This is a genomic window from Pantoea sp. GbtcB22 (assembly GCF_019091025.1).
In the GTDB taxonomy this organism is placed as follows: Bacteria; Pseudomonadota; Gammaproteobacteria; order Enterobacterales; family Enterobacteriaceae; genus Pantoea; species Pantoea leporis.
In genome coordinates this window covers 141,771-153,614 of record NZ_JAGXKB010000007.1, presented here as the reverse complement: position 1 = coordinate 153,614, position 11,844 = coordinate 141,771, and the positions used below count along the sequence as shown (strand labels likewise).

13 protein-coding genes are annotated in these 11,844 nt (G+C 55.5%); 3 read left to right on the top strand and 10 right to left on the bottom strand.

Translation table 11 applies throughout. From position 1 onward, the window contains the following. Positions 1-36: 36 nt before the first annotated feature. The 9 genes from KVT28_RS19625 to KVT28_RS19585 all read right to left on the bottom strand — a co-directional run bounded on the left by KVT28_RS19625 (position 37) and on the right by KVT28_RS19585 (position 5,765). On the bottom strand, positions 37-447 hold the full coding sequence (locus KVT28_RS19625; RefSeq protein WP_008103518.1) for a DoxX family protein: 411 nt from the start codon (positions 445-447) through the stop codon (positions 37-39). Positions 448-655: 208 nt separating this feature from the next. Then, positions 656-940 carry a YqjK-like family protein gene (locus KVT28_RS19620; protein WP_008103516.1) on the bottom strand — a complete coding sequence of 95 codons (285 nt, stop codon included), beginning with the start codon at positions 938-940 and terminating at the stop codon, positions 656-658. Then, positions 937-1,335, bottom strand: a complete 399-nt coding sequence (locus KVT28_RS19615) for a phage holin family protein (protein WP_192236531.1) — start codon at positions 1,333-1,335, stop codon at positions 937-939. The genes KVT28_RS19620 and KVT28_RS19615 overlap by 4 nt, the downstream gene beginning before the upstream one ends. A 2-nt stretch (positions 1,336-1,337) precedes the next feature. Continuing rightward, complete coding sequence (locus tag KVT28_RS19610; protein ID WP_007890363.1) at positions 1,338-1,643, bottom strand: YqjD family protein; 306 nt, start codon at positions 1,641-1,643, stop codon at positions 1,338-1,340. A 35-nt stretch (positions 1,644-1,678) separates the two neighbouring features. Further along, the gene (locus KVT28_RS19605) at positions 1,679-2,050 is read right to left on the bottom strand and encodes a DUF1090 domain-containing protein (protein WP_146001298.1); all 372 of its coding nucleotides are present in this window, start codon (positions 2,048-2,050) and stop codon (positions 1,679-1,681) included. 174 nt (positions 2,051-2,224) lie between these two features. Continuing rightward, positions 2,225-2,593 carry an EnvZ/OmpR regulon moderator MzrA gene (gene mzrA, locus KVT28_RS19600; RefSeq protein WP_101762907.1) on the bottom strand — a complete coding sequence of 123 codons (369 nt, stop codon included), beginning with the start codon at positions 2,591-2,593 and terminating at the stop codon, positions 2,225-2,227. Further along, positions 2,590-3,267 carry a DedA family protein gene (locus tag KVT28_RS19595; RefSeq protein ID WP_101762908.1) on the bottom strand — a complete coding sequence of 226 codons (678 nt, stop codon included), beginning with the start codon at positions 3,265-3,267 and terminating at the stop codon, positions 2,590-2,592. Before KVT28_RS19595 ends, mzrA begins: the two co-directional genes overlap by 4 nt. Before the next feature lie 334 nt (positions 3,268-3,601). Further along, positions 3,602-4,375, bottom strand: a complete 774-nt coding sequence (gene exuR / locus KVT28_RS19590) for a transcriptional regulator ExuR (RefSeq protein ID WP_192412237.1) — start codon at positions 4,373-4,375, stop codon at positions 3,602-3,604. Positions 4,376-4,463: 88 nt separating this feature from the next. After that, positions 4,464-5,765 (bottom strand): MFS transporter, encoded by a 1,302-nt coding sequence (locus KVT28_RS19585; protein ID WP_101762910.1) that lies wholly within the window; start codon positions 5,763-5,765, stop codon positions 4,464-4,466. Positions 5,766-6,137: 372 nt separating this feature from the next. Between KVT28_RS19585 and uxaC the strand changes: the two genes are divergently transcribed. The 3 genes from uxaC to KVT28_RS19570 are packed head-to-tail and all read left to right on the top strand — an operon-like array spanning position 6,138 to position 10,499. Beyond that, entirely contained in the window at positions 6,138-7,553 is a 1,416-nt protein-coding gene (uxaC, locus tag KVT28_RS19580) for a glucuronate isomerase (RefSeq protein ID WP_110867398.1), read from the top strand. 2 nt (positions 7,554-7,555) lie between these two features. Further along, the gene (locus KVT28_RS19575; protein WP_217549743.1) at positions 7,556-9,004 is read left to right on the top strand and encodes a tagaturonate reductase; all 1,449 of its coding nucleotides are present in this window, start codon (positions 7,556-7,558) and stop codon (positions 9,002-9,004) included. Positions 9,005-9,008: 4 nt separating this feature from the next. After that, complete coding sequence (locus KVT28_RS19570) at positions 9,009-10,499, top strand: UxaA family hydrolase (protein WP_217549742.1); 1,491 nt, start codon at positions 9,009-9,011, stop codon at positions 10,497-10,499. A 42-nt stretch (positions 10,500-10,541) separates the two neighbouring features. Here KVT28_RS19570 and sstT read toward each other — a convergent pair whose 3' ends face one another. Then, on the bottom strand, positions 10,542-11,789 hold the full coding sequence (gene sstT, locus KVT28_RS19565; protein ID WP_101762914.1) for a serine/threonine transporter SstT: 1,248 nt from the start codon (positions 11,787-11,789) through the stop codon (positions 10,542-10,544). Positions 11,790-11,844: the final 55 nt, after the last annotated feature.

Sequence of the window (11,844 nt, the reverse complement as noted above, 5' to 3'; positions counted from 1 at the left end):
CAATTCAGTATATGTGTTCTCTAACGCTTGTGCTGCTTAGCGTGCGGTCGCTGGCTGAACGCGCTGACGAATCAGTCGGTCAATGCTGTAAGCGCCTGGACCTACCAGACCCAACACCAGGAAGCCACCGGCGATGGAGAGGTTTTTCATGAACATCAGCTGGTTAACACCTTCCGCGAAGTTGCTGTGGAACAGGAACGCGGTCAGCAGAGTAAAGCCAGCGGTGAACAGGGCGGTAAAGCGCGTCAGGAAACCGAACAGAATCGCCAGGCCGCCACCGAACTCCAGCAGAATAACCAGCGGCAGCAGGAAGCCTGGGACGCCCATTGCCTGCATGTATTGTGCGGTACCGGCGTAACCGGTGATTTTGCCCCAGCCTGCGGTGATAAACAGAATGGTCATTAATACGCGTGCTACCAGCAGGCCTGAGTCTTCGAATTTTTTCATCATCTACTCCAACAAGGTTTTTGTTGCAGGTTGTTGGCCTGCGGGTTTTGAATCCCCTTGAACCGGTTGTTTCAGTTCACTGGGCTGATGGAGGAAGATGATAATCGCAGGTTGAAAGAGTTGTAAGCGAGATAAACTGTCAATGTTGTTCAGTAAATTTGAGGGGGAGTAAAACCGAATCAATTCGATCCGGTTTTAGAGAGAGAAGCTAGCGGGTATTTAAAGTCGATTTGATCATGCGCCAGGTGCTCCAGACGCCGAAACCGCGCTTGGCCCAGCGCAGCAGACGATTGGGGCTGCGAATCGACCAAATGGCCAATGCACTGCTGCCAATCGCCAGATAACGACGCATACCAATGATGGTTAACCAGCCGCGATCATACTGTGCGGTGCTGGTCAGCCAGTCGCGGCTGTCGGCGCTGAGGTCAAGCCGCTGCTGCTGCACCTGATTGAGCAGTTCGTGAATGCGTGCTTCACGTTCGCGGCGGCTCATGAGCGATGCTCCTCCAGCAGTTTACGATCGGTATCCAGCTCTTTACGCGTATGGCGCAACAACGTTGACTGACGCGATTTGTATAACGTCCACAAACCGAAGATGAGCGCCAGAGCAAATAGCACCGCCGTAGTGATGGCAATCGCCATCAAGCGATATTGTGCGTCCACCGCCCAGATGATCAACACCATCAGGCTCATGAGACCGAAAGCGGTAAACAGCATAGTAAGGCCCACCATCATCAGCATCTGAATCAGGTTGGCCTTTTCCTCTTCCAGTTCCACAATTGCCAGTCTGACGCGCGTCTCGACCATGCTAACCAGCGTGGTAACTACCCGTTGACCGATGTTAAAGACCCCTTTGCCGGGGCCGTGGCTTTGCTGACTATCACTCATCATTAACGCCGTGAGATTAAAATGCCGATGAGAATACCTACCGCTGCACCGATACCCACGCCGTGCCACGGATTGTCGCGCACGTATTCGTCCGCTTTTTCCGCTGCTTCACGCGTGGTTTGTGCAATACGTTCGCCGGAGTCGCCAAGACGTTCACGGGAGCTTTCAATAGCGCCGCGCGCTTTATGACGCAGTTTATCCAGCTCACCTTTGGATTTATCTGCTGAGCTGCTCAGCACTTCTTCCAGGGTATCAGCCAGATTTTTCAATTCAGCGCGCAGATGTTCAGATGTTGTTTCTTTAGCCATGGAAATCTCCTTTTACAGCATTGAGTTAAGTCCGATTAATAAGGTTCAGCTTCAAGCTTTTTCAGTTCGTGCTGCGCATCGAGCAGCTTACGTTCGCGCTTCTCAATTTTGTCCTTGTCGCCATCCTGACGCTCTTCTTTCAGCTCACGCTCACGTTCGGCGATTTTGTGCTTCTGCTCAGCGATGCGTTCGCTATGTGCAGATTTCAGCTTCTCATCGGTGCAGCCTGCGCGGACTTCGGTCAACGCGCGCTCCAGCCCGGTAACGCGGCGCTGGTTGTCGTGCTGTTTTGCCATATCGATCTCGCGTTGAATATCCTGCTCTTTTTGTTGGCAGAGCGATTCAGCCGCCAGCAGCGAACCCGAGAGTGAAAAAAGAATAGCACCTAGCAGTAATTGATGTTTCATCAGGTTGTGACCTTCCATTGTTGATGACCTGCCCGAGAGCAGACAGGAGAAGCTTCCCAGCATGTCTTAGGCTTACGCTATCTCTAAGGATAGACAGCAGACGAAAAAATTCAAAGAAGACGCGGGGATAGCGAGGATTAGCTCACCGCCTGGCTTAACGTCAGGCGGTGAAATTTAGCTAAAAATTGGGCGACTGGCGTCAGGATATTGCTGCGAAGCCTGCGGGCCAGCGGCGACGACAAAGCCTTGTGGCAACAGGCGCTTCAACACTTTTTGCGCCGCCAGGCTCTGTTCTTCATTCTCAAAATGAATCACCAGCGCATCGCCGGAGGGCGTAATACTTTTGATACGCACGCCCTGCGCAGAAAGTTGCTGATAAAGATAAAAACCATCGGGCAGATTGGTGCCGCTGTTGGCGACGCGGATCTGCACCACGGTTTCATGCTGCATCAAGGTCGGAACGAAACAGATCGCCAGCAGCGCCAACGCGCCACCCAGCGCCCAAGGCAGGAAACGCCTTGGGAATCCACGGAATGTGATCATGACTGTGAATTCCCGCTACGCGCAGACTGACGTTTACGCCAAATAACCACTAAAGAACCGACCAGGCCAACCACCAGCAGCACCAGCGGCAGCAGCATCAGGCACAACATCAGCTCATCTTCGTAACGACGGAAAATCGGCGTTTTACCCAGCGCGAAGCCCAGCACGGTAAGGATCAGCACCCACAGGAAGCCACTTACCCAGTTGAAGAACTGGAAGCGCGCATTACTCAGGCCAGAAAGCCCGGCGATGGTAGGGAGCAAGGTGCGAACGAAGGCAATAAAGCGACCCACCAGCAGTGCAGACAAGCCATGGCGATGGAACAATCGGTGGGCGCGTTGATGATATTGCGCGGGCAAGTGTGAAAGCCATTTTTGTACGGTAGGCGTATTACCGAGCCAGCGGCCCTGAATGTAGCTCACCCAGCAGCCGAGGCTGGCGCCTGTGGTCAGAATCAGCAGCGTCAGCGGGAAACCCATGGTGCCTTTGGCAATCAAAACGCCGACCAAAATCAGTAAACTATCGCCCGGCAGAAAGGCGGCGGGCAGCAGTCCATTTTCCAGAAACAGAATCATGAACAACACGCCGTAAATGGCCCAAACCAACGTCGGGTCGGAGAGCATTTCGTAATCCTGCTGCCACAAGGCATGCAGCAATGCTTGCAAAATATCCATCAATCATTCCTGAACATCATTGTTAAACGTGCCCGTGAGGGGCTTAGGCGCAGACTGGCGTTGGTTATACATTTTAGATAAGCAGCCTGAGCAGGAGTTTCCGGATCCTTCCAGAATTGATTGTTAAATCAGCGACTTTTTAAAGCCCTGTCGCAAAGGGTAATAAAAGGGCGATAACTGTAACAAAAATAACGTTATCCAGACAGGGGAAAGTGCCTGCCGCACAGGAGTTTTACCTTTAGACGCAGGTGGTCAAAAGGAGCTTTACATGAGCTGACACTATTGCAGACTAACTGACTTTTTCAGCAACAAAACGCCTGAAAAATAAGCAGGATCAGCGTGGGTTTTCGCTACCTTCAGGCAGGATGACCGGATTTTCAGCAAACATGTAACGATCAACGTTAAATTCGAAATCATCGGTGGTGGCGTTAAACAGCATCTGCTTAGTATTTTCCAGATGTTGCCACATTGCCAGCTTACTGGCGGCGGGATCTTTGCGGATCAGGGCTTTGAGAATCTGGTCGTGATCGTCACACCAGCTGGTGATATTTTTGGCATCAATATGTTCGTGCAGCTTTAACCAGTAAGGATTGTGCAGACGGTGCAGCCACATCTTCTCGACAATCGCTGCTAAGGCGCTGTTCTGCGTCGATTGCGCAATGCGCACGTGAAACTCCATATCCCACGCCGAATCGCGCGAATGATCTTCCTGACGCGCTTTCTCCTGAATTGCCATCAATGCCACGATATCCTGGCGTGTCACCTGCGTGGCGGCAAACTCAGCCACGTTGCTTTCAATCAACTGGCGCGCCTGCAATAACTCGAAGGGGCCGAAATTAGCGAACTCCAGCTGGCTGGACGTTACCACGCGGTTCTGTTGCTGGCTGCTGATGACGTGAATGCCGGAACCTTTCCGCACCTCCACGTAACCTTCCACTTCCAGCATGATGATCGCTTCACGCACCACGGTACGGCTCACCTGCATCTCCTCCGCAATCAGACGCTCGGCAGGCAGTTTGTCGCCGACCCGATACTCGGCTGCTTCAATGCGGCGTTTGAGTTCGCTGGCGAGCTGTTGATAAAGGCGTCGTGATTCGGTCAGGTCCATTGCGCGGTCCGCTGTGGGAGAAAGTTGAGTTGTTATACCACTTCAGCCGCACGGAGGAAATGGGCTGGCCGATGCCAGCCCGGAAAGGTTAGGTGCGCACTGCAGCGGACTGCACCGCAGGCTGATCGTCGAGTTCAGAAACCGGCTGGTTTTTCAGCACCGTCCAGATAACCACCGCGCCTAACAGATCAAACACCGCCAGCGCCGCAAACAGCGGGCTGAAGCCCAGCGTATCGGCTAGCGCACCGACCACCAACGCAAACAGGGTGCTCGCCGTCCAGGCCGCCATGCCGGTTAAGCCGTTGGCGGTAGCCACTTCGTTACGGCCAAATACATCCGAAGAGAGCGTGATCAGCGCGCCTGAAAGCGCCTGATGGGCAAAACCACCGACGCACAACAACCCAATCGCCACATACGGGCTGGTGAACAACCCGATGGTGCCTGGCGCAATCATTAACACCGCGCCCATGGTCACCACCAGTTTGCGTGAGACGATGAGATTGACGCCAAACCAGCGCTGAAACAGCGGCGGCAAGTAGCCACCGACGATGCAGCCGAGATCGGCGAACAACATCGGCATCCAGGCAAACATGGCGATCTCTTTCAGGTTGAAGCCGTACACTTTAAACATAAACAACGGGATCCACGCGTTAAACGTTCCCCACGCGGGTTCGGCGAGGAAACGCGGCAGCGCAATACCCCAGAACTGGCGATTGCGCAGGATCTGGCGTGCCGACATCTTCTTATTATTACCGGTTTGATGCTGCAACTCCTGGCCGGCAATGATGTAGTGACGCTCCTCATCGCTCAGCTTGGTTTGTTGTTTAGGATGCTTATAAAACACCAGCCAGCAGAGGGCCCACACCATGCTCAGCACGCCAGTAATAATGAACGCCATTTGCCAGCTGTGCGCCATGATCGCCCACACCACCAGCGGTGGCGCCAGCATTGCGCCAATCGACGAGCCCACGTTGAAATAGCCCACCGCCACCGAACGCTCTTTGGCAGGGAACCATTCGCTACTGGCTTTCAGGCCTGCGGGAATCATTGCTGCTTCGGCGGCACCCACCGCGCCGCGTGCCAGCGCAAAGCCGCCCCAGCTGCCCGCCATCGCGGTTGCCGCACAGAAGATTGCCCACAGCACGGCAAACACTGCATAGCCTATTTTGGTGCCGAGCATGTCCAGCACATAACCGGCTACCGGCTGCATGATGGTGTAGCACGCCGAGTAGGCGGCGACGATATAAGAATATTGTTGCGTGGTGATACCCAACTGCGTTTCCAGCGTGGGCGCAGCGACGGCAATGGTATTGCGCGTCAGGTAACCGAGCACGGTGCCCAGCGTCACCAGCCCAATCATGTACCAGCGTAGCCCTTTGATCTTACGCATTATTAACCTCGTCCAGTCTGTCGTTGCGGTTTACCGCTTTAGTTATCTGGAGCGGGAAGACGTGAACAGTGCTGTTCACTCCCGCAGTTCCTTGCCTGTGCCATTAATCCCGTTAGCAACGGAGCGAGAGGTTAACTTGTTATACCTCTTTAAAAGTTGAATGCCATCACATAAACCTTGCGGCCAGTGGGTGTTAGGGCTAAAGATCGTTAAAACAGCCATTTAACGCATTATCCGCAACATAATCGTCCATATACCCACAGTGAAACTGTCATTATTGTGAGTCGGATCGCAAATAATTTTGCCGCCCGTTTAAATTGGTATGATAACTTTTAGTTAAAAGCCATCTGGCTACAAAATGAGGAAGCAGGTATGTCGCGTTTTATGAGTGAGGATTTTCTACTCGACACCGAGTTCGCCCGTCGTCTGTACCACGACTACGCTAAAGACCAGCCGATTTTCGACTATCACTGTCACTTACCGCCGCAGCAGATTGCCGATAATTACCGCTTCACCAACCTCTATGACATCTGGCTGAAAGGCGATCACTACAAATGGCGTGCGATGCGCGCTAACGGCGTGCCGGAAGCGTTATGCACCGGCGATGCCAGCGATCGTGAGAAATTTAACGCCTGGGCGCGTACCGTGCCGCATACCATCGGCAATCCGCTCTATCACTGGACGCACCTCGAATTGCGCCGGCCTTTTGGCATCACCGATGTGCTGCTGAATGAGCAGAGCGCAGATCGCATCTGGCAGCAGTGCAATGAACTGCTGGCGCAGGACGCCTTCAGCGCGCGCGGCATCATGCAGCAGATGAAGGTGAAAATGGTCGGCACCACCGACGATCCGCTCGACGACTTACAGCATCACCGCAAGCTGGCGCAGGACAGCAGCTTTGACGTCAAAGTGCTGCCGAGCTGGCGTCCAGACAAAGCCTTTAACATTGAGCTGGAGAGTTTCCTGCCGTGGATTCAGCGCTTAGCGCAGGTCGCGGATGTTAACGTGCAGCGCTTTGACGATCTGCGCCGCGCCTTAAGCCAGCGACTCGATCACTTCGCCGCGCATGGCTGCAAAATTTCCGATCACGCGCTGGATGTGGTGGTGTTTGCGGAAGCGGATGACGCCACGCTGGACGGCATTCTGGCGCGCCGACTGCAAGGTGCAGCGCCTTCCGCTGAAGAGACGGCCCAGTTTAAAACCGCCGTGCTGGTGTGGCTCGGCAGCGAATATGCGCGTCGCGGCTGGGCGCAGCAGTATCACATTGGCGCGCTGCGCAACGCCAATCGCCGCCAGTTCGATATCCTCGGGCCGGATGTGGGCTTCGATTCGATTAACGATGCGCCGTTGGCGATTCCTCTGGCGCGTCTGCTGGATGCGCAGAACCGCAATAACGCGCTGCCCAAAACCATTCTTTACTGCCTCAACCCGCGCGACAACGAAGTGCTGGCGACCATGGCAGGCAATTTCCAGGGTGAAGGCGAACCCGGCAAGATGCAGTTTGGTTCGGCGTGGTGGTTTAACGATCAGCTGGATGGCATGCAGCGGCAGATGACGCAACTGGCCCAAATCGGCCTGCTGAGCCGCTTCGTCGGCATGCTAACCGACAGCCGCAGCTTCCTCTCTTACACGCGTCATGAATATTTCCGTCGTCTGCTGTGCCAGATGATAGGCAATTGGGTGGCGCGGGGCGAAGCGCCTGAAGACGAGGCGTTGTTAGGGCAGATGGTACAGAACATCAGTTTCAACAATGCGCGCGATTACTTCGGTATTGAGCTGGGAGCCTGATAATGCAGCGACTCAACCGTCACGATTTTCCTGGCGCGCACTACAGCGAGCGCGTTATCCAGTTTGGTGAAGGCAACTTCCTGCGCGCCTTTATCGACTGGCAGCTCGACTGGCTTAATCAGCATCACAATACCGATGCGGGCGTGGTGGTGGTGCGGCCGCGCAACCGCGTGGTGGAAGAGACACTGAATCAGCAAGATGGCTTATACACCACGCTGATTCGCGGACTCAATGCGGCGGGTGAGCAGGTGAGTGAAGCCCGCCTGATCCGCAGCGTGAATCGTGAAATCCAGCCGTATCAGCAGTTTGATGCGTTTCTCGCGCTGGCACGCGCACCGCAGATGCGCTTTGTCTTCTCCAATACCACAGAAGCCGGCATTGCCTTTGCGGAGCAGGATCGGCTGGACGACACACCCGCCTCATCCTTCCCCGGCAAGCTGACGCAGCTGCTGTGGGCGCGCTTCAACCATTTTGCCGGTGCCAGCGATAAAGGTTGGCTGGTGGTGCCCTGTGAACTGATCGATTACAACGGCGACACGCTGCGTGAGCTGGTGCTGCGCTACAGCCAGCATTGGCAGCTGCCGCCGGCGTTTGCCCGCTGGGTGGAGGATCACTGCGCGTTCTACAACACGCTGGTGGATCGCATTGTCACCGGTTATCCCGCGGATAGCGCGACGATCGAAGCGTCATTAGGCTACGAAGATCGCTATCTGGTGGCGGGCGAAGTCTATTACCAGTTTGTGATTCAGGGACCAAATGCACTGGCGCAGGAGCTGCAGCTGCACGCGCTGGCACCGGAAGTGAAGCTGGTGGAGGACATCACACCGTACAAAGCGCAAAAGGTGGCGATCCTTAACGGCGCGCATACCGCGCTGGTGCCGGTGGCATTTCAGGCCGGGCTGGAGAGCGTGGGAGAGGCGATGGATGATGCGCAGATGGCCGGCTTTGTCGATGCGCTGCTGCGCGATGAGGTCATCCCCACGCTGGACCTGCCGCGCGACGAGCTGCACGCCTTTGCCGACGCGGTGCAGCGTCGCTTCCGCAATCCCTTTATCCGCCATGCGTTGCTCTCCATCGCCCTTAACGGCATGACCAAATTCCGCACCCGTTTGCTGCCGCAATTGTTGTTGTCGCAGCAGCAAAACGGGCAATGGCCTGTGCGGCTGACCTTCGCCTTTGCCGCGCTGCTGGCCTTTTATCGTGGTGCAGAGGGCAAACGTCACTGGCCGCTGCAGGACGACGAACAGTGGCTGCAGCGTTTCGCTGAACTGTGGTCAGCAGTAAATAACGATAAACAGACTCCAGAACAGTTGGTGCGTGCGGTACTCAGCGACGCCAATCACTGGGGCGAAGATCTCACTCAGCAGCCCGGATTAGTGGCTGCGGTCAGCCAACACCTGCAAAACATCATCGTCCACGGGATGCGGACGGCGTTGACACAACTGAGATAACGCTATGCAAGATGCCATTAGAATCCATTCACGCGACAACGTTGCTGTGGCGTTGCGCGATTTGCCAGCCAATACCCAGGTCGAAATCAATCAACAGGTGATCACCTTGCAGCAGGAGGTTGGACGCGGCCATAAGTTTGCGCTGCAGCCTTTAGCCACCGACGCGCTGGTGATCAAATACGGTTTGCCGATCGCGCACGCCACTCAGCCGATTGCGGCTGGCGAGATCATTCACTCCAGCAATGCGCGCACCAACCTAAGCGACGTGGATGAGTACGACTATCAACCCGATTTTCTCGATCTGCCGCCGCAAGCTGGCGACCGCGACGTGCAGATCTATCGCCGCGCCAGCGGGGAAGTGGGCATCCGTAATGAGTTATGGATCCTGCCCACCGTGGGCTGCGTCAACGGCATCGCGCGGCAAATCCTGACGCGCTTTATGAAAGAGACCAATGACGCCGAAGGCATTGACGGCGTGCATCTGTTCAGCCATCCGTTTGGCTGTTCGCAGCTTGGGCAGGATCACGAGAACACCCGCACCATGTTGCAGAACATGGTGCGCCATCCCAATGCCGGCGCGGTGCTGGTGATTGGGCTTGGCTGCGAGAACAATCAGGTTGATGTGTTTCGTGAAACGCTTGGTGGCTTCGATAGCGATCGCGTGCAGTTCATGGAGTGCCAGAAGCAGGATGACGAAGTGGAAGCGGGGCTGGAACGTCTGCACGAACTCTATCGTGCCATGCGCGCGGATCAGCGTCAGCCGGGCAAACTCAGCGAGCTAAAGTTTGGTCTGGAGTGCGGTGGTTCGGATGGTTTTTCCGGCATCACCGCCAATCCTATGCTGGGCTGTTTCTCCGACCAGATGATTGCAAACGGCGGTACCACGGTGCTGACCGAAGTGCCGGAGATGTTTGGCGCAGAGCGCATTTTGATGAGTCGCTGCCGCGATGAAGCCACCTTTGAAAAAACCGTGGCGATGATAAATGACTTCAAGCGCTACTTTATCGATCACCAGCAGCCGATCTATGAAAATCCATCACCCGGCAACAAAGCGGGCGGCATCACCACGCTGGAGGAGAAGTCGCTCGGCTGTACGCAGAAGGCCGGACAAAGTCAGGTGGTGGATGTGCTGAAGTACGGTGAGCGCCTGCATACACCGGGACTGAATCTGTTAAGTGCGCCGGGCAACGATGCGGTTGCAACCAGCGCGCTGGCGGGCGCCGGCTGTCATATGGTGCTGTTTACCACCGGACGCGGCACGCCGTACGGCGGTTTTGTGCCGACGGTGAAAATCGCCACCAATACGCAGCTCGCCGAGAAGAAGCCGCACTGGATCGATTTTAATGCCGGGCGTTTGCTTGAAGGAATGAGTATGGCGGAGATGCTGGAGGACTTCGTCGATATGATTGTGGCGATTGCCAATGGCCAACCCGCGCGCAACGAAACTAATGATTTTCGCGAGTTAGCCATCTTTAAAAGCGGTGTGACCTTGTAAAACCAGGTCGCCATGAATGGCGACCTATTCAAAAACCTTACCTTACTCCGATTCTGACACCGTACGACGCGGCTGGCGCTCGGCTTCGGCCTGGCATACGGCCGCGGTAAACAGAATATCCGTCGAGGAGTTCAGCGCGGTCTCGGCGGAATCCTGCAGCACGCCAATAATAAAGCCCACCGCTACTACCTGCATCGCCAAATCATTCGGAATACCAAACATGTTGCAGGCTACCGGGATCAGCAGCAGCGAACCGCCGGCCACACCGGATGCGCCACAAGCACACAGTGACGCCACCAGACTCAACAGAATGGCGGTTGGAACATCCACCGCAATACCCAGCGTATGTACTGCCGCCAGCGTCAACACCGTGATGGTGATGGATGCGCCAGCCATGCTGATGGTGGCACCCAGCGGGATCGACACGGAATACGTGTCTTCATCCAGATTGAGACGTTTCGCCAGCGCCATATTGACCGGAATGTTGGCCGCTGAACTGCGGGTGAAGAACGCGGTGACGCCACTTTCACGCATGCAGGTAAACACCAGCGGATACGGGTTGCGGCGAATCTTCTGGAACACCAGCATTGGGTTGATTACCAGCGCCATAATCAGCATGCAGCCGAGCAGCAGCGCCAGCAGATTGGCGTATTCCCACAGCGCATCGAAACCGGTTGAGGCGAGAATGGAGGCCACCAGCCCAAAAATTCCCAGCGGCGCACAGCGGATCACACAGCGCACGACCCAGGTCGCGGCATTGGACGCGTCATTAAGAAACGCTTTGCTGCTTGGGCTGGCATGACGAAACGCCAGCCCCAATCCCAGCGCCCACACCAAAATACCGATGTAGTTGGCATTCATCAGCGCTTCAATCGGGTTCGACACCATGCTCATCAGCAAGCCGTGCAGCACTTCGGTAATACCCGACGGCGGCGTAATTTGCGTGGCGCCGACGTTCATCGACAGCGTCTGAGGGAACAGATGGCTGAAGATCACCGCCACAACCGCAGCAAAGAACGTGCTGAGCAGATACAGCATGATAATCGGGCGGATATTGGTTTTTTGTCCCTGCTGATGGTTAGCGATCGAAGAGATTACCAGCACCAAAACCAGTAGCGGCGCGACGGCTTTTAGCGCACGCACGAACAGCTCACCCAGCAAGCCAACGGCCAGTGCGGCATCGCGTGAGAACCACGCCAGCGCCACGCCCGCCACCAGGCCGATCATGATTTGTTTTACCAGGCTTCCTGCGAACAGTGCGCCCAGACGTCCAATAAAGTTGTTTTGCATATCACAGTCTTTTTATATTCGCGGTCATGAGTATTGTGCGCGGTTCCACCACGCA

Bases quoted from the DNA above. Each gene is read 5' to 3' on its own strand.
- KVT28_RS19625 (WP_008103518.1), bottom strand. From the start codon at position 447: ATGAAAAAATTCGAAGACTCAGGCCTGCTGGTAGCACGCGTATTAATG.
- KVT28_RS19620 (WP_008103516.1), bottom strand. From the start codon at position 940: ATGAGCCGCCGCGAACGTGAAGCACGCATTCACGAACTGCTCAATCAG.
- KVT28_RS19615 (WP_192236531.1), bottom strand. From the start codon at position 1,335: ATGAGTGATAGTCAGCAAAGCCACGGCCCCGGCAAAGGGGTCTTTAAC.
- KVT28_RS19610 (WP_007890363.1), bottom strand. From the start codon at position 1,643: ATGGCTAAAGAAACAACATCTGAACATCTGCGCGCTGAATTGAAAAAT.
- KVT28_RS19605 (WP_146001298.1), bottom strand. From the start codon at position 2,050: ATGAAACATCAATTACTGCTAGGTGCTATTCTTTTTTCACTCTCGGGT.
- mzrA (WP_101762907.1), bottom strand. From the start codon at position 2,593: ATGATCACATTCCGTGGATTCCCAAGGCGTTTCCTGCCTTGGGCGCTG.
- KVT28_RS19595 (WP_101762908.1), bottom strand. From the start codon at position 3,267: ATGGATATTTTGCAAGCATTGCTGCATGCCTTGTGGCAGCAGGATTAC.
- exuR (WP_192412237.1), bottom strand. From the start codon at position 4,375: ATGGACCTGACCGAATCACGACGCCTTTATCAACAGCTCGCCAGCGAA.
- KVT28_RS19585 (WP_101762910.1), bottom strand. From the start codon at position 5,765: ATGCGTAAGATCAAAGGGCTACGCTGGTACATGATTGGGCTGGTGACG.
- uxaC (WP_110867398.1), top strand. From the start codon at position 6,138: ATGTCGCGTTTTATGAGTGAGGATTTTCTACTCGACACCGAGTTCGCC.
- KVT28_RS19575 (WP_217549743.1), top strand. From the start codon at position 7,556: ATGCAGCGACTCAACCGTCACGATTTTCCTGGCGCGCACTACAGCGAG.
- KVT28_RS19570 (WP_217549742.1), top strand. From the start codon at position 9,009: ATGCAAGATGCCATTAGAATCCATTCACGCGACAACGTTGCTGTGGCG.
- sstT (WP_101762914.1), bottom strand. From the start codon at position 11,789: ATGCAAAACAACTTTATTGGACGTCTGGGCGCACTGTTCGCAGGAAGC.